26 protein-coding genes and 1 pseudogene are annotated in these 25,937 nt (G+C 66.2%); 10 read left to right on the forward strand and 17 right to left on the reverse strand.

Annotated elements, in window-relative coordinates:
- Positions 1-1,701, reverse strand: coding sequence for a serine/threonine-protein kinase (locus OHB26_RS28285; protein WP_330180299.1), 1,701 nt, complete (start codon positions 1,699-1,701; stop codon positions 1-3).
- A 361-nt stretch (positions 1,702-2,062) separates the two neighbouring features.
- A complete protein-coding gene (locus tag OHB26_RS28290) occupies positions 2,063-2,731 on the reverse strand; it encodes a class II aldolase/adducin family protein (RefSeq protein WP_330180300.1) in 669 nt (222 codons plus the stop codon).
- 54 nt (positions 2,732-2,785) lie between these two features.
- Between OHB26_RS28290 and OHB26_RS28295 the strand changes: the two genes are divergently transcribed.
- The 3 genes from OHB26_RS28295 (at position 2,786) to OHB26_RS28305 (ending at position 6,284) form a co-directional block, all read left to right on the forward strand.
- On the forward strand, positions 2,786-3,418 hold the full coding sequence (locus OHB26_RS28295; RefSeq protein ID WP_330180301.1) for a TetR/AcrR family transcriptional regulator: 633 nt from the start codon (positions 2,786-2,788) through the stop codon (positions 3,416-3,418).
- A 22-nt stretch (positions 3,419-3,440) separates the two neighbouring features.
- On the forward strand, positions 3,441-5,504 hold the full coding sequence (locus OHB26_RS28300; protein WP_330180302.1) for a neutral/alkaline ceramidase: 2,064 nt from the start codon (positions 3,441-3,443) through the stop codon (positions 5,502-5,504).
- Positions 5,505-5,597: 93 nt separating this feature from the next.
- On the forward strand, positions 5,598-6,284 hold the full coding sequence (locus OHB26_RS28305) for a respiratory nitrate reductase subunit gamma (protein WP_330180303.1): 687 nt from the start codon (positions 5,598-5,600) through the stop codon (positions 6,282-6,284).
- An 8-nt stretch (positions 6,285-6,292) separates the two neighbouring features.
- Here the strand turns inward: OHB26_RS28305 and OHB26_RS28310 are convergent, their stop codons facing one another.
- Both OHB26_RS28310 and OHB26_RS28315 read right to left on the reverse strand, forming a co-directional pair.
- Positions 6,293-7,099, reverse strand: a complete 807-nt coding sequence (locus OHB26_RS28310; protein WP_330180304.1) for an SDR family oxidoreductase — start codon at positions 7,097-7,099, stop codon at positions 6,293-6,295.
- Between the two features lie 22 nt (positions 7,100-7,121).
- A complete protein-coding gene (locus OHB26_RS28315; protein ID WP_330180305.1) occupies positions 7,122-8,159 on the reverse strand; it encodes an alpha/beta hydrolase in 1,038 nt (345 codons plus the stop codon).
- Positions 8,160-8,370: 211 nt separating this feature from the next.
- Here OHB26_RS28315 and OHB26_RS28320 point away from each other — a divergent pair, with 211 nt between their 5' ends.
- Entirely contained in the window at positions 8,371-8,562 is a 192-nt protein-coding gene (locus OHB26_RS28320) for a hypothetical protein (protein WP_330180306.1), read from the forward strand.
- 5 nt (positions 8,563-8,567) lie between these two features.
- Here OHB26_RS28320 and OHB26_RS28325 read toward each other — a convergent pair whose 3' ends face one another.
- Entirely contained in the window at positions 8,568-8,927 is a 360-nt protein-coding gene (locus OHB26_RS28325) for a VOC family protein (RefSeq protein WP_330180307.1), read from the reverse strand.
- A gap of 138 nt (positions 8,928-9,065) precedes the next feature.
- Here OHB26_RS28325 and OHB26_RS28330 point away from each other — a divergent pair, with 138 nt between their 5' ends.
- From OHB26_RS28330 to OHB26_RS28345, 4 genes are all read left to right on the forward strand, one after another.
- The gene (locus OHB26_RS28330; protein WP_330180308.1) at positions 9,066-9,362 is read left to right on the forward strand and encodes a putative quinol monooxygenase; all 297 of its coding nucleotides are present in this window, start codon (positions 9,066-9,068) and stop codon (positions 9,360-9,362) included.
- A 4-nt stretch (positions 9,363-9,366) separates the two neighbouring features.
- On the forward strand, positions 9,367-9,678 hold the full coding sequence (locus OHB26_RS28335) for a GNAT family N-acetyltransferase (RefSeq protein ID WP_330180309.1): 312 nt from the start codon (positions 9,367-9,369) through the stop codon (positions 9,676-9,678).
- A 138-nt stretch (positions 9,679-9,816) separates the two neighbouring features.
- Entirely contained in the window at positions 9,817-10,680 is an 864-nt protein-coding gene (locus OHB26_RS28340) for a DUF1206 domain-containing protein (protein WP_330180310.1), read from the forward strand.
- A gap of 43 nt (positions 10,681-10,723) precedes the next feature.
- A complete protein-coding gene (locus tag OHB26_RS28345) occupies positions 10,724-11,284 on the forward strand; it encodes a hemerythrin domain-containing protein (protein WP_330180311.1) in 561 nt (186 codons plus the stop codon).
- 43 nt (positions 11,285-11,327) lie between these two features.
- Here OHB26_RS28345 and OHB26_RS28350 read toward each other — a convergent pair whose 3' ends face one another.
- The 12 genes and pseudogenes from OHB26_RS28350 to secY all read right to left on the reverse strand — a co-directional run bounded on the left by OHB26_RS28350 (position 11,328) and on the right by secY (position 20,947).
- Positions 11,328-12,299, reverse strand: coding sequence for a glycine betaine ABC transporter substrate-binding protein (locus tag OHB26_RS28350; RefSeq protein ID WP_330180312.1), 972 nt, complete (start codon positions 12,297-12,299; stop codon positions 11,328-11,330).
- On the reverse strand, positions 12,296-13,033 hold the full coding sequence (locus OHB26_RS28355) for an ABC transporter permease (protein WP_330180313.1): 738 nt from the start codon (positions 13,031-13,033) through the stop codon (positions 12,296-12,298). Before OHB26_RS28355 ends, OHB26_RS28350 begins: the two co-directional genes overlap by 4 nt.
- The gene (locus tag OHB26_RS28360) at positions 13,030-14,343 is read right to left on the reverse strand and encodes an ATP-binding cassette domain-containing protein (RefSeq protein WP_330180314.1); all 1,314 of its coding nucleotides are present in this window, start codon (positions 14,341-14,343) and stop codon (positions 13,030-13,032) included. The genes OHB26_RS28355 and OHB26_RS28360 overlap by 4 nt, the downstream gene beginning before the upstream one ends.
- Positions 14,340-14,984, reverse strand: coding sequence for an ABC transporter permease (locus OHB26_RS28365; RefSeq protein WP_330180315.1), 645 nt, complete (start codon positions 14,982-14,984; stop codon positions 14,340-14,342). The genes OHB26_RS28360 and OHB26_RS28365 overlap by 4 nt, the downstream gene beginning before the upstream one ends.
- A gap of 143 nt (positions 14,985-15,127) precedes the next feature.
- Positions 15,128-15,475 (reverse strand): annotated as a pseudogene (locus tag OHB26_RS28370) (TauD/TfdA dioxygenase family protein); the annotation flags it as partial.
- On the reverse strand, positions 15,471-16,226 hold the full coding sequence (locus OHB26_RS28375; protein ID WP_330180316.1) for an ATP-grasp domain-containing protein: 756 nt from the start codon (positions 16,224-16,226) through the stop codon (positions 15,471-15,473). The pseudogene OHB26_RS28370 and the gene OHB26_RS28375, both read right to left, overlap by 5 nt.
- Before the next feature lie 71 nt (positions 16,227-16,297).
- The gene (locus OHB26_RS28380) at positions 16,298-16,810 is read right to left on the reverse strand and encodes a DinB family protein (RefSeq protein ID WP_330180317.1); all 513 of its coding nucleotides are present in this window, start codon (positions 16,808-16,810) and stop codon (positions 16,298-16,300) included.
- A 120-nt stretch (positions 16,811-16,930) separates the two neighbouring features.
- Entirely contained in the window at positions 16,931-17,863 is a 933-nt protein-coding gene (locus tag OHB26_RS28385) for an SDR family NAD(P)-dependent oxidoreductase (RefSeq protein WP_330180318.1), read from the reverse strand.
- 100 nt (positions 17,864-17,963) lie between these two features.
- Positions 17,964-18,377 carry a VOC family protein gene (locus OHB26_RS28390; protein WP_330180319.1) on the reverse strand — a complete coding sequence of 138 codons (414 nt, stop codon included), beginning with the start codon at positions 18,375-18,377 and terminating at the stop codon, positions 17,964-17,966.
- 46 nt (positions 18,378-18,423) lie between these two features.
- Positions 18,424-18,621, reverse strand: a complete 198-nt coding sequence (locus OHB26_RS28395; protein WP_330180320.1) for a hypothetical protein — start codon at positions 18,619-18,621, stop codon at positions 18,424-18,426.
- Positions 18,622-18,740: 119 nt separating this feature from the next.
- On the reverse strand, positions 18,741-19,619 hold the full coding sequence (locus OHB26_RS28400) for a response regulator transcription factor (protein ID WP_330180321.1): 879 nt from the start codon (positions 19,617-19,619) through the stop codon (positions 18,741-18,743).
- Positions 19,620-19,636: 17 nt separating this feature from the next.
- Entirely contained in the window at positions 19,637-20,947 is a 1,311-nt protein-coding gene (gene secY, locus OHB26_RS28405; protein ID WP_330180322.1) for a preprotein translocase subunit SecY, read from the reverse strand.
- A 350-nt stretch (positions 20,948-21,297) separates the two neighbouring features.
- Here secY and OHB26_RS28410 point away from each other — a divergent pair, with 350 nt between their 5' ends.
- A complete protein-coding gene (locus tag OHB26_RS28410; RefSeq protein WP_330180323.1) occupies positions 21,298-25,236 on the forward strand; it encodes an amino acid adenylation domain-containing protein in 3,939 nt (1,312 codons plus the stop codon).
- Entirely contained in the window at positions 25,233-25,931 is a 699-nt protein-coding gene (locus OHB26_RS28415) for a DUF6875 domain-containing protein (RefSeq protein ID WP_330180324.1), read from the forward strand. Before OHB26_RS28410 ends, OHB26_RS28415 begins: the two co-directional genes overlap by 4 nt.
- Positions 25,932-25,937: the final 6 nt, after the last annotated feature.

A 25,937-nucleotide genomic window follows, 5' to 3' on the forward strand; every position in this document is an offset into this window, starting at 1 on the left:
CTACTTGCTGTTGTAGACGCGCACGATGGTGCCGTCCACATCGGCGGCGACGTAACCGCCACCGTTGTATTCGTCGGAGTAGTAGACCAGTAGCGTGGGCTTGTTGTCATTGAACGTCCAGGCCGGATCGACAATGATGTAGTGGCTCTTGGGGTTCGGGACCGCCAGCTTGTCCTGGGCGGTGGCCAGCAGCGCGGGCAGGATATCCCAGTCGATACCGCCGAGCGCGACGGTGGGATGACCGGAGATCTGACCGCCGGGGCCGGTGCGGGTGGCCGCGCCGTCGCGGAAGGTGTACTCGTCGTAAACGGTCGGACGGTCCTTGACCGGTGCGCCGGTGGTGATGAACTCCGGGTAGATGGTGGATTCGGTGAAATTCTGTCCGCCCGTTGCCTTCTCCAGCGCCGCGATGGCTTGCCGGACACCGCCGGGTGTGAGTAGATCGACCCCGGCGGAGGTGGTGCGCGGCTGTGTGGTCGGAAAGGTGAAGCTGGGCTGAACGATATTGGTACCCACCGGAAGACTCGGAATCGCCTGCTTGTTCGGGTTATCGGTCGATGAACTCGGCCGCAGTGCCACCGCGGCGACCACCCCGGCCGCGATCACCACCACGCCGATGACGGCCGCGATGATCAAGCCCCGGTTCGATTGCGGCGCACCATCATTCGCAAGGCCCCGGGAATTGTCGATGGGTGGCGCGTACACCGGCGTCGCCGGGTACCCCGAAGGTGCGGGATGTCCGCCGTAGGACAGTGGGTGTGAGGGGCCCGAAGGTAGTAAGGGCAACGAATACTCCGACGAGGTCCCCGCCGACGGGTGCGGCTCGGAGGTCACGGTCGGAGCCTGGTGTAGCGGGGGGACTCCGGCCGGATACGGAGTCGGGGTGGTAATCACCTGGGAGAGCAGCCAATCCACCTGCTCGGCGGTCGGTCGCTGATCCGGCTGCGGGACCAGGATCGCCTGTAGGGCCGCGGTGAGTGAACCCGCGCGGCGCGGTGGCGGGACCTCGCCGCGCATGACCGCGGCCAAGGTGCCGACCGAGGTATCGCGGCGCAGCGGGTGGTAGCCCTCGACGGCCACGTAGAGCAGTAGTCCGAGGGACCAAAGATCCGACGCGGGATGCCCCTCCTGACCGCCGAGCCGTTCCGGCGCAACATAATCCAGCGAACCGACCACGCTACCGGTGGAGGTGAGCCCCTCCATGCCATTGATGGCGGCGATGCCGAAATCGGTGAGGACCGGTGAACCATCCTCGCGCATAAGCACATTCGCGGGCTTGATATCGCGATGCAGTACGCCCACCGCATGCGCGGCGCGCAGCGCCGCCAGAATCCCGCGCCCGATCTGCGCGGCCCGCTCCGGCGGCATGGGCCCCATATCGAGCTGTTCGGACAGGCTGCGCCCGCGCACCAGCTCCATCACGATCCACGGATGCTCTTCGCCCGGTGAATCCACAATATGGTGAATGGCGACCACATTCGGATGCCCGATCCGCGCCAGCGCCCGTGCCTCGCGCAGTACCCGCTCGCGCTGCACCCCCGGGGAGCTCACTCGCTCCGGATCGGCGGCCTTGACCTCTTTGAGGGCCACCTCCCGATGCAGCGCCACATCGTAGGCCCGCCACACCGTCCCCATACCGCCACTGCCGAGCGGCTCGAGCAATTCGAAGCGCCCGTCGACCACTGTCCGCCCGGAAATCACCGCGCCAGCCTATTGGGCAAGCCCCGCCCGCGCGACCCCGCATTCCTCAACCGTCCCGGCGCGCCGCCCGCTCGTCATCCCGGCATGCTTTTGGCCGGGATCCACACCGGCCGCAGCCGACCTGTCGCGATGGATCCCGGCCAAAGCCGCGCCGGGATGACGGGGGTGATGTCGGCGCGACGTGACTTCACCTAGCCCTCAGCTGAGGGTAGGGGTGGCGGTGGCGAAGGCGTCGGCGGCGGACAGGTCGAATTCGCCGTGGTCGCTGCCCAATCCCTGTGCGACCAGAGCCGCCGCCGCGTTACCGAACCAGAACATCCAGCACAGGTGCGCCCAGGGTGATGACCTTCATCGGTTGTCCTTACTCTCCGGCGCTGTCGAGGGGTTTGCGCGTCCCGTACCCGGTGCGCATGGCCACCTCGATCACCGCCATCTGCTGTGCTGTGGTCAGTGCTCGCGGGGTGCCGATCGACGCGGCGTCGAGGTACAGCGCACATGCCCACTCCAGCAGTAGCGCGTGCTCGACCGCCTGATCCAGGGTCGCGCCCAGCGCCACCGCGCCGTGATTGGCCATCAGCGCACACTGCTTGCCCCGCAACGCTTCTCGCACCGCCTCGGCGAGCTCCTGGGTGCCGAACGGGTGAAAGGGCACGACCGGTGTGGCCCCGCCGAGCAAGAGTTGCTGATAGTGCAGCACCGGCAATTCGTCGAGCACGCATCCCAGGGCTGTCGATTTCGGCGCATGGGTGTGCACGATCGCCCGCGCCGGATACGCCCGGTAGACATCCAAATGCAATCCGAGCTCGGAGGTCGGCGCATACCGGCCCGCCACGATCTCCCCGCTCAGATCGACCACGGTCACCTCCTCGGCGCTCACCTCGGCCAGCACCGCCCCGGTGGGCGTGACCGCCACCAGGTCGCCGAACCGCAGACTCACATTCCCGGCGGTGCCGATGAGGAGCCCCTCCTCGGCCAACCGCCGGGAAGCCCGTGCGACACGGGCGCATTCGGCTGGCGCGGTAGTGCTCATAGCCGTTACCCTAGCCAAACCTGAATCTGATTCACATTGACTTGAAAGCCGAGCATGCCCGCCCCAATTCAGCTGCCCGATGCGCTGCTGCGCCGTGTGCCGCGCCAGACGCGCAGCCGCGAACGCCTGGCCCGGGTGCTCGAGGTCGCGGATCGGCTGCTGGGGACCGAGGGTGTCGAGGCGCTGACCATGATCAGGGTGGCCGCCGCGGCGCGTATCTCGGTCGGCTCGCTCTACCAGTACCTGCCGGACCGCGACGCGATCATCGAGGCGCTCGCCGGGTCCTATCTGGCCATGATCGAATCCCGCACGGCCGCACTGCTCGAACTCGCTCGCGCCGAGCGCTGGCCGGACCCCACCGATGTACTGATCGATGCCTTCGCGCACGTGTACCGCGGCGAGCCCGGCTTCCGCGCGCTGTGGTTCGGTCGCCATCTCACCGAGGCGGCGCGCGCGGCCGACCGCGAGCACAAACGCCGGATGGCGGTTACGCTCCGCGAGATCATGATCGCCCAGGGCATCGCCGCCCCGGGGCCGGACTTGGATATCGCCTGCCGGACCGCGCACCTCATGGGCGATGCGGTTATGCAGGAGGCCTTCCGCACCGACCCCGAGGGTGATCCGGGTCTGCTGCGCGAAGCCAAGATCGCCCTGCGTGCCTACGCGGCCCAGTGGGCCGCGCCGTGACGAACATATGGAGGAGTATTCGATGAGGGTGTCCCGCCGATCCGCGCTGGCAGGCGCGGCCGTCTCCGCCGCCGCCCTGGGCGCGAGCGGACTGCTCGGCGCGAAAACCGCTGTCGCACAGCCGCAGAGCGGTGCGGGCTACCTCGTCGGCTGCGGTATGGCCGATATGACCGGCGCGCCCGCCGGTCAGGGCATGATGGGCTACTCCGAACTGGACCAGGTCACCACCGGCCTGCTCATGCGCTGCTGGGCGCGCGCGTACATCATTGTCGACCAGGTCAGCGGCGATCGCGTGGTCTTCGTGAACACCGACAACGCCTGCCTGTTCCAGTCGGTGCACCTGGCGGTGATGGTGGAGCTGGCCAAGCGATTCGGTGATCTCTACACCGAGCGCAATGTGAATCTCAATGCCACGCACAATCACAACTCCTGCGGTGGCACCGCGCGTGAGTATGCGTACTCCCTTGCGGCACAAGGGTTTCAACAGAACTCCTATGATGCCGAGGTGGGCGGTATCGTCGCGGCTATCGTGCGCGCGCATGAGCGGCTCGCGCCGGGTGACATCATGATCGGGCATGGCGAACTGCACGATGCCAGCGCCAATCGCTCGTGGGTGGCCTTCGATCTCAATCCCGCCGAGGACAAGGCGGAGTTCCCGGACGGCATCGATCCGGCGGTCACCGTGCTTCGACTTCGCCAGGGCGGCAAGGATGTCGGCGCGATCACCTGGTTCGCCACCCACGGCACCTCGCTGACCGATCACAACACGCTCATCTCGGTCGACAACAAGGGCTACGCCAGCTATCGCTGGGAGCATGACGAGATGGGCGCGCGATACCTGGACGGGCAGCCCGGCTTCATCGCCGCGTTCCCGCAGACCAATCCCGGCGATATGACCCCGAACCTGTGGACGCGACCCTGGCATCCGGCCGGGCCGACCGAGGACAACCGGGCCAACTGCGCCATGATCGGTGAACGCCAATATCAAGCCGGGCGAAAAGCTTTCGCGTCCGCGCGGGGTATGTCCCAGGGCGGCGTCGATTCGGTCATCCGCTATGTGAACATGTCCGACACCCTCATCGACGGGTCCTACACGCCCGACGGTAAGCCCGCGCGCACCGCACCCGCCATGATGGGCGCGGCGGCCGTGGCCACCAGTTCGGAAGACAACTTCAATACCCAGATCCCGTTCCTGCACGAGGGCGACACCAATCCGATGGTGGCGGCGCTCGGTGGTATCGACGCGCCGATCGAACAGTGGATGCGGGATGTGCAGGCCCCCAAGCTGGATATCGTCCCGCTCGGGATACTGCCGCCGCGGCCCTGGGTGCCGCAGGTGGTGGCGATCCAGATCATGCGCATCGGTGATCTCGTATTGGCTTCGGGTCCGGCGGAATTCACCATCGTGTCCGGGCTGCGGGTGCGGCGCGTGGTCGCGCGCGCCCTGGGCGTGCCGATGGAGAACGTGCTCATGCAGGGTTATGCCAACGGCTACTGCGGGTATGTCACCACGCCCGAGGAGTACGTCTCGCAACAGTACGAAGGCGGTGAAACCCTGTACGGCCGTTGGACTCTCTCGGCGTACATGCAGGAGTTCGACCGCCTGGCGCGCGCCGTGGCCGCCCGCACCGATCTGGGCCGGGGTCCCGCACCGCTGGACTGGAATTCGGGGTTGCAGCCGAATCTGCTGGCCGCCGTCCCCGCGGACGTACCGGTCGCGGGCCGGGCCTTCGGCGATGTGGTGACCCAGCCCGCCGCGAATTACGCTGCGGGAGATACGGTCTCGGTCGAGTTCGTGGGCGCGCACCCGAACAACAACTTCCGTCTGGGTGGAACCTACTTCGAGGTGCAACGCGCCACCGGCGACGGCTGGACGCGGGTCCACGACGATAACGACTGGTGCACCGAACTGCACTGGCGGCGACCGGAGGACAATCCGGCCGCCTCGCTGATTCAGATCCGCTGGAGCGTTCCGTCCGAGGTCGAGACCGGGAAATATCGGATCCAGTACTACGGCGACAGTAGGGACGTGGCCGGGCGAACCTCCGGATTCACCGGTACGTCGATCGAATTCGCGGTGGGATAGCGCGGAATTCGCCGACTTCGCCTCTTTCGCCCGGCCGACGCACGTGCAACAGTGGTGCGCAACAGTGGGATCGATCTGACGAGGAAGTCGACCATGATGTATGTGTTGTGGGTCTTCCTGCCGGTCGCCGCTGTCGCGTCCTGCGTCGCGGGACACCTCTGGCGTTTTCGGCGTGATCGGTTCCTGGGCTACCTGTACGGCCCGCACGTCGACACCGCGCAACGGTTCGGAAGTCTGGCATTTCGTACCGGGGTGCCGCTGTTGTTCGTGGTGCGGGTCACCGAAGTGACTGTGTCCGGGCCACATTCACGTACGGGCGGCGGTGTCAGCGCACTGCTCACGGTCACCCAATCCGTCGCCATACCATTGGCGGCGATCGGCGCGGGGCTCATCCTCATCCCGCCGCTGATCACCGCCGAGGCGCGCCCGCGCATTACGCCGATCGATCGTATGACGCTGCCGGTGCTCGTTGCCGCCCTGCTCTCATCGGTTCTGGTGACCTTCGACCCGTACTCGACCGATGATCGCTACCGCACCGCGGAGACGCTCTTCACCTGGATCCGGTCGCTGGTCACCCTGCATCCCAATGCCGTGGTCATGCAGCACGCACCGATCATCTATCAGGCGCGCGGGCTGATCGTCCTGCTACTGATCGCGATGTGGCCCTATACGCGGCTGGCGGGGATCTTCACGGTGCCGCTGCTGCGCGTGCTGCGCCGTTCGGCAGCGGTGGTCCGGTCCTGGCCGATTCCGGTGCCGCGCAAACGCCATCCCGCATAGGGCCGCGGTCAGAGGGTGTCGGCCTTGCTGATCCAGCCGACGACCATACGGTTGAGCCAGGCGGGGGAGAGTTGGGTGGCGGCAGCGGTGACTTTGGTTTGCCAGCCGACCAGGACGTGCGAGCCGCGGATGGCGCGACGGTGGGTCGCGGTGTGCCACACGGCATTCGCGACATCCTCGGGGCTGAGCCGGACGCCGAGGGTGGTGGCCGCCTTCGAGCCCTTGGCGACCTCGTTCATCATGTCGGTGGCGACGAACAGGGGGAGCAGATCGCGCACGGGGATGCCGTAGTGCCGCCACTCCAGATCCAGGGCCTCGGTGAGACTGCGGACCGCCGCCTTGGTGGCCCCGTAGGTGGCCAGGCCGGGCTGGCCGTAGAGCGCCGAGGCCGAGGCCAAATTGATGACCTGGCTGCCCGGGGTGCGGCGCAGATAGGGGAGAGCGGTGTGGCAGCCGTTCAAGACGCCCTTGATATTGACATCGACCAGGCGGTGCTGGCGTTCGAGGGGAATCTCGCCGAACGCACCCGAGTAGAGGATGCCCGCATTGTTGACCAGCAGATCGAGGCGGCCGGTGGCGGCGGTGAAATCCGCCAGTGCCGGTTCCCAGCCCGCCGGATCGGTGACGTCGAACGCCCCGGTGACGGTGTTCCCGCCGATCTCCTCGGCGGTGCGCGCCGCGGCTTCGGCATCGATGTCGTACAGCCCGACGGTCCAGCCCCGCGCCGCGAACGTGGCGGCAATGGCGCGGCCGATTCCGGCGGCCGCGCCGGTGATCAGCACAGCGGGGCTGGATGCGTTGGCGGGCTGGGACATTCGAGCCTCTCCGATGGTCGAATCAGGCGGCGCTGCGGCCGGTGGCGGCCTGTTCGATCATCGCACGGTGGAAGCCCGCCGCGTCCCTGGCGGCGTCCCGGCCGTCCGCGAGCAGGCCCGCGCCCAGGTGGATGAGGGTGTGCGGCGCGTCGGCGCGGATCTGCAGGGTCATCGGCACCTGCGCCTCCTCACAACGGCGCGCCACCTCGAGGGCATCTGAGAGCAGCATCTCGCGGGAGCCGACCTGAAGCAGGATCGGCGGCATACCGGTGAAATCGTGGTTGACCACCGACCAGCTCGGGTCGAGTACGCCATCGACCACGATACCGCGGCGCACCACCATGGCCGGGCCCGTCGCGGGCAGCACGGCATCGGTATTGGCATTGGGATGCGCGTCGCGGGCGGTGGAGTCGAAATCGGCCCAGGGCGAGGTCACCGAAATGCCCGCGGGCAGTGGCAGACCCAGATCTCGGGCGGTCAGCACCAGGCGCAGCGCCAGACCGCCGCCGGCGGAGTCGCCCGCCACGATGATCCTCTCGGCAGCGAAGCCCTGGTCCAGGAGGTGCTGGTAGGCGGTCAGCGCATCGTCGAGGCTCTCATTGGGGTGCGCGTCCGGCAGCTGACGGTAGTCGACGGTGAAGACCGGCAACTCGCTCTCGATGCCCAGTCGCGCGGTGTGCCGACGGTAGCTGTGCAGCCCGCCCGCGATGAACGCGCCGCCGTGGAAGTACAGGATCGCCGCGTCGCGCTCGATGCGCGGATCGGCAACCGGTGCGGCCCACAGCCATTCGGCCTGGAAGTCCTCGAAGAACACCGGATGCCGGTGTGTTCCACGCGGCGTGCCCATAATGCGCGCGGGCGCCTCCGAGAACCTGGTGGCCCGGAAGATCAGCTCGGCCGGGCCGGGCCCGAAGTCGGCCACCCACGCCCCCGCCCGCAGAAACTGCTGCAGGGTGGTGCGCAGCACCGGATGTGCGATGCGGGTACCGATACGGGCGGGCCGGGTCGATTCGATGATCACGGACGTGACGGATTCCGAGGTCTGCGGCGACGTTGCCACGGGGCGCTCCTGTCCGCGCCGCGAACCCGAAGCGCTGAACTGTCTAACAACGGTGTCAAATTATGGCCTGGGCCATCGACCATCTTGACTGCTCGGACGCGGATTGTCATGCCCGAGAGGGAAATTCCCCTCATTCCGAGACCTTTCTACCATCGATACAACCCGCGAAGGTGGGCCGGATCTTCCCGAATCCGGTGGCCTGTTCGAAAGCGTGACCTACCTCGAGGACCCGGCGGTCGGTACGGTGCGGGCCGGATTGGGCACATCGGTCTTGCCGGGGATGTCGCCGCCGACGGTGCTCGCGACGCCGCCCTCGCTGCGGCGCGGCCCTCACATGCGTTCGGCCTGTACCGGCATTCGCGCCGCCTCGGGTAAGACAACCCTGGGCAGAGCCGACGCGTGACTTGTTCAGGCGCCGGCGATTTCGATGACGAAGATCGAGTTGCCGTCCGGATCCGTGAACGGTGCTTTCCGGCCTGCCGCACCGTTGGGCCCGACCAGGATGAAAGGTCCGGGAACGATACCGCGCGAACCGATTTCGGAGACGGTGGCGGTCAGGTCGGATACCGCGATGTTCACCAGTGCGTGACCGGCGTGGTCGGGATCGGCCACGATGTAGACGAAGGCGGTGTCGCTCAGCTGCCACATCGCCTCGATTCCCGGAGTCACGACGACATCCGCGGCGCGGCCGAACAGGCGGGTGTACCAACTGTCCGCCGCCTCGAAATTCGTCACGGCCAATCCGTAGAACAAGGCGTTGATGTCCATACCCTGATTACTACCTCAGATCGGCAGACCTGTCGCTGACCGCACCGCAGGTCCGGACAATCAGCGTTGCGGTCGAAGTGTAAGAGCCGGTGTGTGGGGCGAAAGTAGACTGGATCCCGTTGCGAGGGAGGGAATCTCATGCCGATTAATCACATCGTCACCATCGGTGTCGCACCCGGCCGGGCCGCCGATTTCGCCCGAGCGTTCAAGGATCTGAAGGCCGTCGTGGAGCGGGAAGAGGGATGTGAGCGCTACGACCTCTTCCAGAATATGGACGATCCAGACACGCTGGTGATGTTGGAGCGTTGGACCAATCAGGAGTTACTCGACAAGCACACCGAAGCCGAGCGCGGCGTGCACGCGAGACTGATCGACGCCTTGATTGCCCTGTGGGCACCGGGCATCACCCCGACCTTCGAACGCTTCGAGGACTGACAGCGTGGCGTGGAATGTCGAGCAGACTCGAGTGCGGGATCCGGAAGCGGCCGCGCTGCGCGTACTGGGCGGCGATACCGTCGAGCTGACCCGAGTCTTCGTTCGCCAGCCCTGGGGCGGCACCGGCGGCGGGAATTCTCTGCTGGTTGCGGAGGAAGAGGTCGCCTCCGCCCTCGGGGCCAAGCGAATCGTTCTCGACACCAGACTCGATCTGATCGAAGCCCGCGCCCTATACCGCCGTCACGGCTACGCCGAGATCCCGGCGTACAACGACAAGACCTACGCCGAGATCTGGTACGGCAAGAACCTGAGTTGAGCCGCCGCTCATTCTGCCGGTATGAGGGACGCCCCACCCCGATGGTGGCGTCCCTCTCTGTGCGTTAGTGCCGGGCTGAACCGGGTAAACGGACTTCGTTCGGCCGGGTGGGTGCATTACCCGCCCGAGGAAGGAATCATGCCTGATACCAACACTTCTCGGGTCCCCGCCGCCGAGTCCTCGGGGGCTTCGTCGGATAACTCGTCCGCTACCGCGGGGCGTCTGGCCCAGAACAGTGTTTTCGAACGATTCGCCAGGGCGGGGTTTGTCGTGAGCGGCATCGTCCACCTGCTGATCGGTTATATCGCCGTCCGAATCGCTTTCGGGGGTGCGGGCGGTACCGCGGATCAATCCGGTGCGATGACGGAGCTGGCCCGCAAACCCGGTGGCGTGATCGTTCTTTGGATCGGGGTGGTCGCGTTTGTGCTGATGGGGCTGTGGCGGGTGGCCGAAGCGGTGCTCGGTAGTTCATCCAAACCTGATGCGGATTCCAAGAAGTCCGAGGCGATCAATCGCCTGAAGGCATTCGCGGTGGCGGTGGTGTACTTCGCGTTCGCGTTCTCCGCGTTCGGATTCGCTCGCGGCAGCGGTAAGTCCAGTGGAAGTCAGAGTGCCGGGTTCAGTGCGCGCCTGATGCAGAACACCGCGGGCACAATCGCTCTGGTCGCGGGCGGGCTGATCATCATCGCGATCGGCGGCTACCACATCTACAAGGGGGGTAGTCAGAACTTCCTGAAGGATTTGAAGGGCACTCCCGGCGATACCGTCCGAATGCTCGGGACGGTCGGATATATCGCGAAGGGCCTGGCGATCGCAGCGGTCGGGGCGCTGGTGATCCTCGCCGCGAGCCAATCCCGGCCGGATAAGGCCACCGGTCTCGACGGAGCCCTCAAAACTCTCGGGGCGCAACCGTACGGCATGATCCTGCTGGTCATCGCGGGCCTGGGCATCATCACCTACGGTCTCTACAGTTTCGTCATGGCCCGCTACACCAAGATGTAGCAAACCGGCGGTTCGAATCGTCGATGCCGGGTACGCGGCCGATATGGAGTACCGAGAAGACATCGTCGCCCTGCTGTTGGAGCAGCACGAACAGATCAAAATCCTGCTTCATCGAGTGGAATCCACGACCGGCCCGCAACGCCGTGAGCCCTTCGACGATCTGGTGCGCGTACTCGCCATCCACGAGAGCGCCGAAGCGGAGGTCGTACATCCGGCCGCCCGGCACGCCTCGGGCGAAGACGCACTCGTCGAGGGCCGACTGGAGGAAGAGAGCGAGGCCAAACAGGTACTGGCCGACCTGTACGAGATGGGTGTCGAGCACCCGGCCTTCGCCGCCATGTTCACCGATTTCGCCGAGGCGGTTCGCGAACACGCCGGAATCGAGGAGAAAGAGGAATTCGCCATTCTGCGCGAACGCCTTTCCGACGATCAGCGGTCGCGGATGGCCATCGCCGTGCGGGTCGCCGAGGCGGTCGCACCGACCCGGCCGAACCCTGTCGAAGGGGACTCCCCGGCGGCGAACGTACTCGCCGGACCTCCGCTGGCGCTGTTCGATCGGGTGCGGCACGCGGTCCGGGACTGGCAGCACAAGACCGAGCGGTGAACGTTGCGGAACGCAGTGGACCGAGATGGCGGCGACGTGACCACTATTGGATGAGTTTCTCGCTTCTGAGCCAGTCGTAGGCGACGTCGGAAGGGTCTTCTCCGGTGATGTCGACCCGCCCGTTGAGGTCCTGCATCAATTGGTCGGTGAGGCGTTCGGAGATGGTGCCGAGCAGAGTCCGGAGTTGGGGGTGCTTGTCGATGATGGCGGTGCGGACCACGGCGGTACCGCTGTAGGGGAGGAAGAACTTCTCATCGTCTTCCAGGACAGTGAGATTCAGGTTCTTGACGCGGCCGTCGGTGGTGTAGACCATGCCGAAATCGCAGGGTGAGCTCTTGGCGGTCGCGGGGTAGACGACGCCCGCGTCCATGCGGGTGACGTTGGCCGGGGGGACCCCGTTCGGATCGTTGTAGGGGATACCGTATTTCGCCAGCATCGGAATGAAACCATCGGAGCGGCTGAAGAATTCGTCATCGACACAGAAGGTGCGGTCGGCGACCGGCAGTGCGGCGACGTCGGACAGCGACTTCACATTCAGGCGTTGCGCGGTCGGGGTGGAGGCGGCGAAAGCGTAAGTGTCGTTGAAGTTCGACGGCGGCAACCATTCGAGATTGTTCTCGCGCTTCTCGATATCGTGCACCCGCTGCCACAGCTCGTGCGGGTCCACGATCGTCTCGGTTTCATTGTGGTAGTTGACCCAGCCGGTGCCCGTGTACTCCCACAGGATGTCGGCATCGCCGTTGAGCTGGGCCTGCCGCGAGGAGGCCGAGCCGGGCGCACCGGTCAGATCCGTGACATCGGCTCCGGCGGCGGCCAGATAGGTCGCGGTGATCTTGCCGAGCAGGACGCCCTCGGTGAAGCTCTTGGAGGTGACGACCAGCTTCGCGCCGTCCAGGGGTTTATCCCCGCCCGGCAGGCTCGCGGCATGGAAGGTGCCCGAGGAGCTCACCAGCCCACACCCGGCCAGCAGTGAAACCAACAGCAGCGCAATCGATCCGGACCGCCGCCGCCTCATGACACACCCCGCGGGGTCGCGGCCAATTCGACCAGTCTGCCGAGCCAGTCGATGATCAGTGCCAGCAGCCCGACCAGAATCGCGCCGGAGATGAGCAGTTTGGGCAGGAAGAGGGTGACGCCCGTCGTGATCAGCGTGCCCAGACTCGTCGCGCCGATGAAGGTACTCAGGGTCGCGGTGCCGACCAGGATCACCAGCGCGGTGCGTACGCCATTGAGAATTACCGGCACCGCCAGCGGCAGCTCGACCTGCACCAGGGTGCGCGCGGCCGAGAACCCGATTCCGCGCGACGCCTCGATGGTGCGCTGATCCACCTGCCGCAGACCGATGATCGTGTTCTGCAGGATCGGCAGAATCGCGTACACGACGAGACCGATGACGGCGGTGCGGAATCCGGTGCCCAGCCAGAAGGTGAACAGCACCAGCAACCCGACCGCCGGTGCGGCCTGGCCGATATTGGCGATATTGATGACGATCGGTTCCAGTCGCTTCAACCCCGGCCGGGTCAGCGCGATCCCCAGCGGTATCGCCACCACCACGACGATCAGCGTGGCCACCACGGTCAGCTTGATATGGGCCAGCATCGTGGTCTGCAGATTGGCCCAGCCCAGCGAGGCCTGCTCCGTCGCGGTGAAGGTGGTGGATCGGTACCACAGCAGGTAGCCGATCCCTATCGCCAGAATGATGATCGGTTCGAACCAGACGTCAATGGGCGTGCGGCGCAATCGATTCATGACTGCCCGGCCGGTTCGTCGTCGGCATCGCGCGGGGTCGCCGCGAGCGAACCGGGTTCGTCCTCGGCGGCGATCACCGGAGTCGGCTCGTAATCGGTTCCGTCGATATGATTTTCGTACGACAGCTCGGCTTCCTCGGGATGCCCCTCGGCGAGTTTGGTTCGGATCAGCTCTGTCACCGACCCGATGCTCAGCGAACCGACGACCGCACCCCTGCCGTCGGTGACCAGGGTGGCCCCCTGACTGGTCGCGAGCATGGCGTCGAGCGCGTCATTGAGCGTGGAGGATCGCGCCACGACGGGCAATCGCCGATCCAGAAAGTCCGAAACCTCCGGTTTGGAGGCCACTTCCGTGAGTGTGGGCCACGCCCGTGGCCGCCCCGACCGGTCGACCACCACGATCCAATCGTGTCCCGCCGCCTTGGCCCGCTCGATCACCTGCCCGGACGGCTCACCGACCCGGGCGGTAATCACGTTGTCGTACTCCACATCTCGCACCCGCGACACCGTCAGATACGCCAGCTTCGCCCCCGATCCGACGAACTCCTCCACGAACGGCGTGGCCGGATCGGTGAGAACTTCCTCCGGTGTCGCGTACTGCTCGATATGCCCGCCTTCGGACAGGATCAGCACCTTGTCGCCGAGCTTGGTGGCCTCCTCGAAATCGTGCGTCACGATCACGATGGTCTTGCCGAGCTCGTGCTGGATCGCGATCAGACTGTCCTGCAAGCGAACTCGTGTAATCGGATCGACCGCGCCGAACGGCTCGTCCATGAGCAGCACCGGGGGATCGGCGGCCAGCGCCCGGGCCACGCCGACGCGCTGCTGCTGTCCGCCGGACATATCCTTGGGCAGCCGGTCCGCGAAGGTGGCCGGGTCGAGGCCGACCAGATCGAGCAGATATTCGGTGCGCTCCTCGATTCGCTTCTTGTCCCAGCCCAGGACGCGCGGAATCGCGCCGATATTCTTGGCCACCGACCAGTGCGGGAACAAACCTCCCGACTGGATGACATACCCGATCGACTGCCGCAGTTTGTCCGGATCCTCCCTGGTGACATCGCGCCCGTCGATGAGGATCCGCCCCTCACTCGGCTCGATCAGGCGGTTGATCATTTTCAGGGTCGTGGTCTTACCGCAGCCGGACGGGCCGACGAACGCGACGATATGACCGGCCTCGATCTCCAGGTCCAGGCGTTCGACCGCCGGATTCTCCTGTCCCCGATAGCGTTTGACGACTCCGTCCAGGGTGATGGACGCGCCGGTCACATTGCGTTCCGCCGGAACGGGCCGGGTGGTCACAGCATCGGTCATGAGAGTCCCTTTGCGATGGTGAGACGTCCGAGCAGGACGAGGAGCGCGTCGAACACCAACGCGATCGCGACAATCAGAATGGTTCCGGTCAGCGCCATTTCGAGGGCATTCGCGCCGCCGAGCCGAGACAGGCCGTTGAAGATGAGTGAGCCGAGGCCGGGGCCGAGCACATACGCGACAATGGCGGCGACGCCGACCACCATCTGCGTGGAGATTCGGATTCCGGTGAGAATCACCGGCCAGGCGATCGGCAATTCGACGGTGAACAGAATGCGCCGGCGCGAGAATCCGATACCGCGCGCGGATTCGATGACCGAATCCGGCACCGACCGCAATCCGACGATCGCATTGCCGATCACCGGCAGGGTCGCGAAGAACGCGAGCATGAGGAATGACGGCACCACGCCGAGCCCGAAGGGGACCAGTAGCAGGGCCAGTAATGCGAGCGAGGGGATCGTCAGCGCCACGCGGCTGGAAGTCAGCGTGAGTGCCGACAGCAGCGGCAGCCGATACACCGCGATCGCGATGAGTACCGCGATGACCGTCCCGACCAGGACCGTCTGAAATGCCAGGGACGCATGCTGATAGGTGAGGAATGCCAGCGTGTCGCCGCGTCCTCGGATATAGCTCCACAAATGCACGGGATACCCCTTGTCGGCCGAGGCCGGGTCGGTTCCTGACTGCGTGATCACCGGACACGTGAGCCGTTGGACAGTAGTCGATCGCGCGCGCTCGGGTCGGTGTGGCGCGCGGTGCGTGCGATGCCGTTATGGCGTTGTGCCTTTCAAGCCGCCCGCGGCGTCTCGACGGATGAGTAGTAGGCGGCGTCGCCGGCGATCACCGTGCTCGAGCGGCCGTCGACACCGACCGGGATCCCGCCCGCGAGGGTGATGCGGGTGAGTTCGCGGTGCTCACTGCCGTCGTAATCGTCGATGGCATAGTGCTGGGTGGCACGGTTGTCCCAGATCGCCACATCGCCCGGTGACCAGTTCCAGCGGGTGGTGTTCTCCAGGTGGGTGATGCGCTGCTGGAACAGCCGGAACAGCGCCCTCGACTCATTGCCGGACAGGCCGACCAGCTCCTTCGCAAAGCAACCCAACAGCAGCGCGCGCTCTCCGGCGCTTGGTTCAAGGCTTCGCCGACTCGAGCAGCTCGGCCCATCGGCGCATGATCAACTCTGTATAGCTGTCGGCGTCGATGGCGTACGCGCCCAGCGCGTATCCGTCATTGGCTTCTACGAGCGCGGTCTCGCCGGTTGTCAGCACCCCGAAATCGATTCCGTACGCGGCCGGTGCGGTGCCGGAGTTGCGGTACGTGGTGATTGCCGCGGTCACCACCTTCATATCGAGTGGAGTTGTCGGCTCGCCGTCATAGTGGTCTATAGCGACGATGCGCTGATCGACCACGTAGACGCGGTATTCCGCGGCCCAGCGGACCACCTCGGAGCACCAGACCCGTTGTCGCCGACTGACATTGCCGAACGCCGCCACATCTCGTTCCGAGTAGCAGATCGCACCGGTGAAGCTCTTTCGCCGATCTGCGGGTTTGACGAATGTCGCTGGGGCAGAACCGGTATCGAGTTCCCGTTCGATCTCACCCAGAGTCGAAACCCACACCCGCCGCCGGAGGAACTCCCGCAGACTGATCGGATAGTCGTCGGGCACGGGTATCGGGATCCGGAGCTGGCGCATGGCCCCGTGCATCGCGTCCATATCGCCCGCGATCAGCGTGTCCGCACGCAAGGGCAATCGGCGGCGGTGAATCCGCTTGATCGTGTAGTGCTGCACCGGAATCCCGCGCCGCCGCAAGCCCTCCGCCAGCAGGCTCTCCTCATGTCTCATCGGGCCGTTGCCGGAGTGCTGGAGGAATGCGGTGGTGATCATGATGCGTATGTTGCCCGGTCGAAAGGATCGACGCCGGGGCAGCGGTTTGTCATGTGAACGTGGGGGCGTTCCTAAACGCCGGTCTGGCCGTCGATTCGTTCCCGGAGGAGGTCGGCGTGCCCGTTGTGGCGGGCGTACTCCTGGATCATGTGCGTGAGGATCCAACGCAGGCTGAAGCGGTCGCCGGTTGGCTCGTGGACGCCGAAGGTGTCGAGCGATTCGCAGGCATCGACGATCTCGCGCGATTGGGCATATGTGTTGTGCCACAACCGGAGTGATTCCTCCACGTCAGCGTCGTCGACATCGAAGTCGGTGCCGTCCGGGGTGTCGGCTTGCCAATACCTGAACGGGGCATCCGAGCCGGACAGGATACGGCCGAACCAGCCTAGTTCGACATCGGTCAGATGGCGGATGAGTCCGAGCAGTGACAACTCCGACGGCTGCACGGCTCGCAAGCGCAGCTGGTCAGCCGAGAGTCCGGAACACTTCCGGGCCAGCGTCTCTCGATTGAAGTCCAGGAGGCCGATGAGCGTTTCACGTTCTCCGGCAAGATGATCTGTCTCGGTTCGTTCGGTCGACTCCATTCGTTCATCATGCCGACGCGAACGAAACTCGTCAGGGCAGAGCGCGGCGACCAGGGAACTGGCGGCCGCATCTTCTCCGTTTTGTTGCCATCAGCTCCTGGTCGGCATCGTTTCATTTGATTATGGCGCGCTCGTTGCGCGGTCGAAGGGATCGACGCCGGTGAGCGCTGAACCGGCGGTCCAGAGCTTGGCGGCGGTGTCGGGGTCTGTCATGTGCGGGTGGGGCGTTTCGTGATGTGGTTGTCCGCGGAGGCCGAAAACGCGTGGGCCCCAGAGCTGTCCGCTGGTGATCTCGGTGTCCAGAACGGCTCGGACGATGGGGTGGGCACCCGAATGTTTGCCGTGCAGCACAATATTCGCGGGGAGCGCGCGTAGGCGTTGGGCGGTGGTGGGGGTGAACAACGGTGGGCGTGCCGGGGTCAGGGCGTCCAGGGCGCCGCCGGGGTGGACGACGATGCTGGCGGTGGCGGAGCCGCGCGCACGCAAACGGCGGTCCAGTTCGAAGCCGAACAGCATCTGCGCGAGTTTCGATCGCCCGTAGCTGCGCTTGGAGCGATAGTCGTGCTCGGATTGCAGGTCGGAGAGATCGAGTCGCTCCGATCGGGCCGCGAAGCTGCCCACGGTGATTACTCGGCTCCCGACCGCCGCTGTCAGCATCGGGGCCAGGTGCGCGACCAACGCGAAATGCCCGAGATGGTTTGTCGCGAACATCAATTCGTGGCCCTGAGGGCTCACCCGGCGCTCCGGCCCGGACAGCAGGATCCCGGCATTGAGTACGACCGCGTCCAAACTGTCGACGCCGAGGGCATCCACCGTCGCGGGTAGTGAGGACAGATCCGAGAGATCCAAGCGCACCCGTCGCAGCCGAGCACCCTCCACCCGTTCCCGAATCACCCGCATCGCCAGCTCGGCCTTACCGGTGTCGCGGCAGCCGAGCACCACCGTTGCCCCGCTGGCCGCGAGCTGTTCCGCGGCGAAATACCCGATGCCCGCGTTCGCGCCGGTCACCAGAAACGTCTTCCCGTCGGCACGAAGGCCGCTCTGCCAGGTCATGCCGTCGACTCTCGCGCGGCGTTCTTGCACCGCCCTCACGCGGTACTGACATGCCAGGTCGCAGGCGTTCCATGAAGGTCCGCGGCGGCCGCGCCCGCGACTACTTGGGAGCGACCAGTTCCAGTGCGATGTTGTCCGGGTCTCGGAACTCCAGGATGTAGCTGACGCCGATGTCCTTGATATCTTCACGGACGACACCGCAGGCATCGAGATGGGCGGCGGCGGCCTCCAGTTCGGCGAGGGAGCCGAGTGAGAAGGCGAGGTGGTCGAGGCCGGGGCGGTTTTCGTCGAAGCGATCGGTTCCCGCGGGTCGCAGTCCGATCAGTCCGTGCTCCATCCGGTAGATCACCCCGCCATGGAGGAAGCTGAGCCGCTGTCGTGTTTCTTCGTCCGCATCGGCCGGAATCTCCAGTGCCACCGGCCATCCGAAAACCTTCTCGTAGAAGGCCCGTGATCGGTCGATATCGCACACGGTGAGGCGGAGGTGGGCGATGGATCCCGCGGAAATCGGCATGTGACAGATGCTCGCACGGTGCCGTCCTACCCGCCGGTTGGGTATGTCAGCTTCCGCTCCAGCCGCCGGTGTACGCGCCGCCCAGCAGGCGACGCCGACGACGGCGGCGCTTGGCTTCCTGCTCGGTTTGAGCCTGGGACGCTGTGGGCTGCTGCTCGGCCGAGGGTTCGGGGTCACGCTTGGTTTTGCGGAAGATGCCCATGTCGAGCTCCTGTTCGGTCGGTGATTCGAAGCGATCATCCACGGATTCTGTTCTCCGCCAACGCTTTCGAACCGGAGAGGTGTTTTCGGTGAGGACGCCGGGTAGACGGCTGACTCACTTTCCTTGTCGGAAAGTAACGATCCACTTTCCCGCCGGGAAAGTCAAGACCTGCCGGGAACGACCACGCCGGAGACGTGTGGTTCGCGCGGCACGATGCGCCGGGTGTGGGCGTAGACCGCGGCGTGTACGCGGTCGCGGACACCTAGTTTGGCGAGGACGTTGGAGACGTGGGTTTTGACGGTCTGTTCGCCGACTCCGAGGATCTGGGCTATCTCGGGGTTGGTGTAGGCGTTGGCGATCAGGAGTAGAACCTCATGCTCCCGGGCTGTCAGGGTTTCGACTTCCGGTGCGGCCGGGAACGGTTCGATTCCGGTGGTCAGTCGCGCGATCAGGCGGCGGGTCAGACTCGGGTCGATCAGGGCGGTTCCGTGCGCCGCGGTCCGGATGGCTGAGACCAGGCCCGCGGCGGGCAGCGATTTGGCGAGGAATCCGCTGGCGCCCAGACACCTTGCGCGGTAGAGGTTTTCATCGGAGGCGGAGTTGGTCAGGGTGAGTATCTGGGTGGCGCCGCCGAATTCCGCGGTGCGCGCACCCGCGGCAGGGTGATCGAGACCGGGCATATCGAGGCAGATCAGGGCAACGTCGGGTTGGAGCCGCTGGATCTCGTGGATGGCGGCCGCGCCGTCACCGACCTCCGCGACGCATTCGATATCGGGCTGGGCGCCGATCACCGCGCGCAGGCCGGAGCGAAAGACCATATGGCCGTCGGCGATCAGCACCGAAATCGTCGACGATGTCGAGGTCTCGATCGCCTCCGGCGGCCGCACCGCACTCGAGTTCTGCGCCGCGGGCAGCGATTGCGGGGCCGCGCCGTGCGCCGGTGCGATTGTGCCGCCCACCGACAGCGTCGCGGCGGTGATCGCGAGCGCGAGTGAGGACGCTGCCCGGCGCAGCGGATGTATCGGGGGATTGGTGGCCATACCGTCCGACTGTAGGTTCAGCGCAGGAACCCTTGGTAGTTCCGGTTCAACAGCTGACTTTCGATCTGTTTGACCGTATCGAGGCCGACGCTCACCACGATCAGCACCGAGGTACCGCCGAGCGCCAAGGCCTGGGTCGTATCGGTCGCGCCGAAGTGCAGCAGCAGGTTCGGTAGTACGGCGACGGCGCCGAGGTAGATCGAACCGGGCAGGGTGATGCGGCTCAGCACGTAGTTCAGATAGTCGGCGGTCGGTCTACCGGGCCGGTAGCCCGGAATGAATCCGCTGAACTGCTTCATCTCGTCCGCGCGCTCGTGCGGATCGAAGGTGATCGCGACATAGAAGTAGGTGAAGAACACGATCAGGGTCAAATAGCTCCCGACGTACACGGGGTTGCTCGGATTGACCAGATATTTCTGGATCAGCCGCTGCCACTCGGCCGTACCCGAACCCCGCCGCGTCAACTGCGCCAGCAGGTTCGGCAGATACAGCAGCGAGGATGCGAAGATCACCGGGATGACACCGGCCTGATTGACCTTCAGCGGCAGATACGTCGACGATCCGCCGTACATCTTGCGACCGACTACGCGCTTGGCGTACTGCACCGGAATCCGACGCTGACCCTGCTCCACGAAGACGACGCCGACGATGGTCAGGAATGCCGCGCCGCATATTCCGGCAAGGATCAGCACACCCTTGCTGTCCAGAATCGCCTTGCCCTGAATCGGGATGCGCGCCGCGATACCGGCGAAGATCAACAGCGACATGCCGTTTCCCGCGCCCCGCTCGGTGATCAGCTCGCCGAACCACATGACCAGCGCCGCGCCCGCGGTCAAGACCAGCACAATGCTGGTCATGGCGAAGAGTGAGTTATCCGCCAGCACGCTCCTGGGGCATCCGGGCGGCAGTTGGCCGTGCGCGGCCAACGCCACCAGCGTCGACCCTTGTAAGACCGCCAGCGCGACAGCCAGATAGCGGGTGTACTGCGTGATCTTGCTCTGTCCCGCTTGCCCCTCCTTGCGCAGCTCCTCGAAGCGCGGGATCACCACGGTCAACAGTTGGGTGATGATGCTCGCGGTGATGTACGGCATGATGCCGATCGCGAACACCGAAAGCTGGAGCAGCGCACCACCTGAGAAGAGATTGATGAGCTGAAAGATGCCCGTGGAGTCGCAGCCGGTATCCGCACAGCTGCGCACCGTTCGGTAGTCGACACCGGGTGACGGCAGCGTCGCGCCCATCCGGTAAAGCGCCAGCAACCCGAGGGTGAGAAGGATCTTCCGCCGTAGATCCGGAGTTCGCAAAGCCGGTACGAAGGCGGAAAGCACAAATCCTCCTGATGAACAGTGCTGCTGCACAGGCGAATCGCGCTTCGAACGAGATCAACCTGCCGGGTCTCCGACGCTACGGACCAACCTCACCGGTCCACGTCGCCCGCGAGTCGCACTTCCACCTCCCTCGATGGAGGGACCCGCACTCTTCGCGCACAGCGACTTCGCGACGCACATGCCCCGTCGGCAGTCACATCCCGCGGTTCGACGGTCGCGGTACGGCGGTTCCTCCACGCCTGAAGAGGGGGAGTGCAGTAGGTTCCCACTGAACGGTTCGATCGAAGTTGCTCGGGGCGTGAGGAGGTACGTTGGCGCGGGCCGATGGAGACCCGATATCCCGGTCCGCGGTGCGGACCGTAATCGCCGACGCTGCCCCCGCTGCCGGGCTGCCGCTGTCCGCGGCGCAATTGCGCTGGTGGGTGGCGCAGCAGTTGTATCCCGAGGTGCCCAATACCGTCGCCATGTATCTGACGCTGCGCGGGCCGCTCCGGGTGGATTTGCTGGGGGAGTGTGCCGCGCTGGCCGCGGCGGAGGTGCAGTCGCCGCTCCTTCGCTTCCGGATCGACAGCGGCTATCCCACCCAATTTCTGGACCGGGACGCATTCGGGCCGCTGCGGTTCGAGGACTTCAGCGCACTGTCCGAGGCCGATGCGGTCGCGGTCGCGGTGCTGCGGATGGAACGTGATCACGGTTCGCCGCTGGACCTGATCGCCGATCCGCCGACCGTGGCCACGGTATTCCGAGTGGCGCGGGAGCATCACCTGCTGTATCTGCGCAGTCATCACATCGTGCTGGATGGGATCGGTGCCGCGGTGATGCTGCGTCGCACCGTCGAGTTATACGCCGCCGCAACAGGTTTGGTCGATTCCGGCGAGCCCGGGCGGACATTGTCGGGTTGTCCGCTGACGATCGCCGAGCTTCTGCAAGACGAGCGCGCCTACGCCGATTCGGCGCGTGCTCGGGCCGACGGCGAGTACTGGCGAGAGCAGTTGGCGGGTATGCCCGACCCGGTGCGACTGGCGGGTCGATCGGCGGTCCGGCCGCGCACGCCGCATCGGGTGACGGCCCTCGTACCGCCGCACACCGCGCAGAGCGTGGCTGCCTGGCGGCAGCGCGGGTACACGTTGCCGGAGCTGACCATCGCGGCATTCGCCTGCTACCTGGCCGCGCTGACCGGCGCCGAGGATATCGTGCTGTCCCTGCCGGTGGCGGCGCGCCCAACGGCGGCGCTGCGCCGATCGGCCGGATCCGTCTCCAATGTCGTTCCGCTGTGGCTGCGCGAGTTTCGTGACGGTACAGCGGCGGGTGTGGTCGACCAGGTGCGCGCTCGCGTGGTCGGGGCATTGCGGCATCAGCGGTACCGGTATGAGGATATTCAGCGCGATCGGGGTGAGAGTCACACCGTGCGAGGTGGTTTCGGGCCGGTGGTGAATATGCTCGGGGCCGTCGCACCGCTGAACATGGGACCGCTCACCGCGCAGGTCCAGCTGCTGGCATTGGGGCCGGTGGAGGACTTGCTGGTCAACGGCTACCAACTGGGGCCGGACGATAATGCGATCACCATTGGTATGCAGGCCAATTCGGAGCTGTACTCCGCGGACTCGCTGCGGGCGCTGCATCAACGGTTCCTGGCCTACTTCGATGGATTCCTCGCCGACCCGGACCGGCCGGTCCGGAGCTTGGAGCCGGGTGGCGTCCGAGCGACCCCGGCTGCCGCGGGCGCCGATCGACTGCTCCCGGATCTTCTCCGTGGCAGGCTGAGTGGGTCGGGTTCCGAGGTGAAGCCCTGCGCCGAAGATAGTGCGCTACAGGATGGTTCCCTTTCCTGGTCCTATCGTGAGCTGGACGAGATGTCCTCGCGGTGGGCGCGCGAGCTGATCGAAACGGGAGCGGGGCCGGGCACCGCCGTTCTGGTCGCGGTACCGCGTTCGGCCGAATCGGTCCTGGCGGTGTGGGCGGTGGCCAAGACGGGAGCCGCCTTCGTACCGGTCGATCCCGCCGACCCGGCGCATCGCCTGGGCATTGTCGCGGCGGATTCCGGCGCGCGCCATGGGATGACGGTGACCTCCGCCCGGGACGCCCTCCCCGTGGGGCCGGAGTGGCTGGTACTGGACGACCCGGAAACCCGCGCGCGAGTTCGGCGCCGCGCGGGCGCCCCGATTCGAGACCCCGAGCGGATTCGGCCGCTGCGCCCGGACCATTCGGCGTATCTCATTTACACCTCGGGCACGACCGGCACCCCGAAGGGGGTGGCCGTCACGCATCGCGGACTCGGACCGCTCACCGACCATATTGTCGAACACTATGGGGTAGACCGGGATTCGCGTGTTCTGCACGCGCACGCCCCTTCCTTCGACGCGCACCTGCTGGAACTGCTGGCGGCGTTCGCCGCCGGGGCCACCTTGATCGTCGAACCGCCGTCGGTCGTGGCGGGTGCCGCCCTGGCAGAGCTGTTGAACGAGGCGGCGATCACCCACTTCCTCACCACCCCCGCGGTGCTGGCCACGCTCACCCCGGAGCAGGTGCCGACCCTGCGGGTCGCGGTGGTGGGCGGCGAATCCTGTCCGGCGGATCTGGTCCGGCGCTGGGGTCCGGCGCTGCGACTCTTCAACGGGTACGGTCCGACCGAAACCACCGTGATGGCAACACAATCGGCGGCTCTGATGCCCACGGGGCCGGTCTCCATCGGCCCGGCGCTGCCCGGCGTGCGGGCGCTGATTCTCGACCATCGATTACATCCGGTGCCCGCGTGCTGCGCGGGCGAGTTGTATCTGGGCGGCCCGGGTGTGGCGCGGGGTTACCTCGGGCGAGCGGGTGCCACGGCAGAACGCTTCGTCGCCGATCCGTCCGGTAGCGGCGAACGCGTTTACCGCACCGGCGATCTCGTCCATTCGGCGCTGGATGGCACCCTGGAGTTCCGCGGGCGCGCCGACGACCAATTGAGCGTTCGCGGTCGTCGCGCGGAACCGGCCGAAGTGGAGGCCGCGCTGACGACCCTGCCGGAGGTCGCGCACGCCGTCGTGACCGTCCAGGAGGGACCGGGCGGCATCCGGCTGATCGGATATATCGTTGCGGCGCAATCGAATCAACTCGATCACGCCGACCTGATAGCGCGCCTGCGCGAGCTGTTGCCGGCCGCGCTCGTACCCGCGCAACTTGTCGAGATGGACCGGCTTCCGGTGACCGCGCACGGCAAGATCGATCGCTCCGCGCTCCCGGTGCCGCCCGTTGTGCGTCAGCCCTATCGGGCGCCGGAGTCGGAACTGCAGCGCCTCGTCGCCGACCACTTCGCGAAGATCACCGAGACCGAGCGGGTGGGCCTCGACGACGATTTCTTCGAGGTCGGCGGCAATTCGCTGACGGGCGTGGCGCTCTCGGCCGAGCTGGCCGCCGCCACCGGGCTTCCGATGACGGTGCGGTGGCTCTATACGGCTCCGACCGTCCGGGAACTGGCCGCGCGTCTGGCCGAGCATGCGGGCGGAAGTGCTACGGACGATGCCCTCGGTGTTGTCCTCACCTTGCGCCGCAACGGATCCCGCCCACCGCTGTTCTGCGTGCATTCGGCCGTCCCATTGGCCTGGTGCTATGGCGCGCTGGCGCAGCAGCTCGACGACCGCCCCGTGTACGGTCTGCAAGCCCTGACGCTCGAGGGTGAACCGCGTGCCGGGGCCACCATCGACGACCTCGCTGACGGCTATGTCCAGGAGATCCTGCGGGTGCGGCCCGAGGGCCCCTACCATCTGCTCGGCTGGTCACTGGGCGGGCAGATCGCGCATGCCATCGCCATCCGGCTGGCCGAACGCGGTGCGGAGGTCGCGACACTGGCCATGTTGGACAGCATCGTCTTTCCCGACGATATGCCGCAGCCCCCGCTGCCGCGCATGCGTGATCTGCTGACCCACCTGCTCGGGGACGAACCCGAGGATGGCGATGAGCTGGCGGACCTCACCGCCGAGCAGGCCGCAGCCGAATTGGCCGCTGCCCCAGCCTCGTTCGGCACCGGTCTGACGGCCGAGCAGCTGACCCGCCTGCATCGCGGCTATGCCGACGGGGTTCGCCTGTCCCATGACTGCCGCCCCGGCGTATTCGACGGTGATCTGCTCTACTTCTTGGCGACTCGCGGCGTGACCGAATCGCTCGGCGCGGATATGTGGAAGCCACATGTCGAAGGCGCGCTCATCGAGCACCCGGTCGCGACCACCCACGCCCAGTTCTGCAATGCCGACGTGGTTCCGATCATCGGCCCGCTGCTCGCCGCGCACCTGGAAGCCGGGGACGGCCGTTGAGGACCGGGCCGCGCTCCGGGGTGCGCTGGTGGAATATCTACACCGACCCCGGGCAGTGGGAACGGCAGGAGCCCGAGGCCGCGGAACTGCTGCGATGGATGACCGAACATCTGCCGCGTCCGCATCCGGAGCTGGGGCGTCCGGGGCCGGTATGCCCGTTCGTGCGGTACAGCGCCGCACATCGACTCGTCTGGGCCGGATCCGTGGCCGGTGGCGACGCTCTGGAGCAGGACCGGATGCACCTGGCGATCGACGACGCGTTCGAGGTGTATCGGCGGCTGTTGCGGGAGAACCCCGGGGAGGCAAGGCGTTCCACCCTGGTTACGATCTTTCCCGGGCTGACGCGCTACGAACTGATCGACGCCGTGCATCTGGCCCGTAAATCGGAGGCGGTGGCCGACGGACTGATGCTCGGGCAGTTCTATCCGGGCTGCGCGGTGCCGGGACTGTGGAACCGCGACTTCCATCCGCTCGACGCGCCGGTGCCGATGCTGGTGCTTCGCCCGATGATGAGCACCGACTATCCCTTCCTGGTCGCCCGCACCGATTGGCTGTACGCGTATTTCACACAGCTGGCGCCGGACCTGCCCCGAGCACTGCGCTGGTCGATTGCCGAGAGAATGCTGGTCGAGGGTCCGGACGCCGATGAAATAACCGCTCTGCGAATACATTCCGTAGACGAACACGCTCGGTGATACCCG

This window comes from Nocardia sp. NBC_01503 (assembly GCF_036327755.1).
Lineage (GTDB): Bacteria > Actinomycetota > Actinomycetes > Mycobacteriales > Mycobacteriaceae > Nocardia.

Bases quoted from the DNA above. Each gene is read 5' to 3' on its own strand.
- OHB26_RS28390 (WP_330180319.1), bottom strand. From the start codon at position 18,377: ATGCCGATTTCCGCGGGATCCATCGCCCACCTCCGCCTCACCGTGTGC.
- OHB26_RS28350 (WP_330180312.1), bottom strand. From the start codon at position 12,299: ATGAGGCGGCGGCGGTCCGGATCGATTGCGCTGCTGTTGGTTTCACTG.
- OHB26_RS28340 (WP_330180310.1), top strand. From the start codon at position 9,817: ATGCCTGATACCAACACTTCTCGGGTCCCCGCCGCCGAGTCCTCGGGG.
- OHB26_RS28400 (WP_330180321.1), bottom strand. From the start codon at position 19,619: ATGGCCACCAATCCCCCGATACATCCGCTGCGCCGGGCAGCGTCCTCA.
- OHB26_RS28330 (WP_330180308.1), top strand. From the start codon at position 9,066: ATGCCGATTAATCACATCGTCACCATCGGTGTCGCACCCGGCCGGGCC.
- OHB26_RS28295 (WP_330180301.1), top strand. From the start codon at position 2,786: ATGCCCGCCCCAATTCAGCTGCCCGATGCGCTGCTGCGCCGTGTGCCG.
- OHB26_RS28380 (WP_330180317.1), bottom strand. From the start codon at position 16,810: ATGGAGTCGACCGAACGAACCGAGACAGATCATCTTGCCGGAGAACGT.
- OHB26_RS28325 (WP_330180307.1), bottom strand. From the start codon at position 8,927: ATGGACATCAACGCCTTGTTCTACGGATTGGCCGTGACGAATTTCGAG.
- OHB26_RS28310 (WP_330180304.1), bottom strand. From the start codon at position 7,099: ATGTCCCAGCCCGCCAACGCATCCAGCCCCGCTGTGCTGATCACCGGC.
- OHB26_RS28300 (WP_330180302.1), top strand. From the start codon at position 3,441: ATGAGGGTGTCCCGCCGATCCGCGCTGGCAGGCGCGGCCGTCTCCGCC.
- OHB26_RS28360 (WP_330180314.1), bottom strand. From the start codon at position 14,343: ATGACCGATGCTGTGACCACCCGGCCCGTTCCGGCGGAACGCAATGTG.
- OHB26_RS28355 (WP_330180313.1), bottom strand. From the start codon at position 13,033: ATGAATCGATTGCGCCGCACGCCCATTGACGTCTGGTTCGAACCGATC.
- OHB26_RS28290 (WP_330180300.1), bottom strand. From the start codon at position 2,731: ATGAGCACTACCGCGCCAGCCGAATGCGCCCGTGTCGCACGGGCTTCC.
- OHB26_RS28375 (WP_330180316.1), bottom strand. From the start codon at position 16,226: ATGATCACCACCGCATTCCTCCAGCACTCCGGCAACGGCCCGATGAGA.
- OHB26_RS28345 (WP_330180311.1), top strand. From the start codon at position 10,724: ATGGAGTACCGAGAAGACATCGTCGCCCTGCTGTTGGAGCAGCACGAA.
- OHB26_RS28385 (WP_330180318.1), bottom strand. From the start codon at position 17,863: ATGACCTGGCAGAGCGGCCTTCGTGCCGACGGGAAGACGTTTCTGGTG.
- OHB26_RS28305 (WP_330180303.1), top strand. From the start codon at position 5,598: ATGATGTATGTGTTGTGGGTCTTCCTGCCGGTCGCCGCTGTCGCGTCC.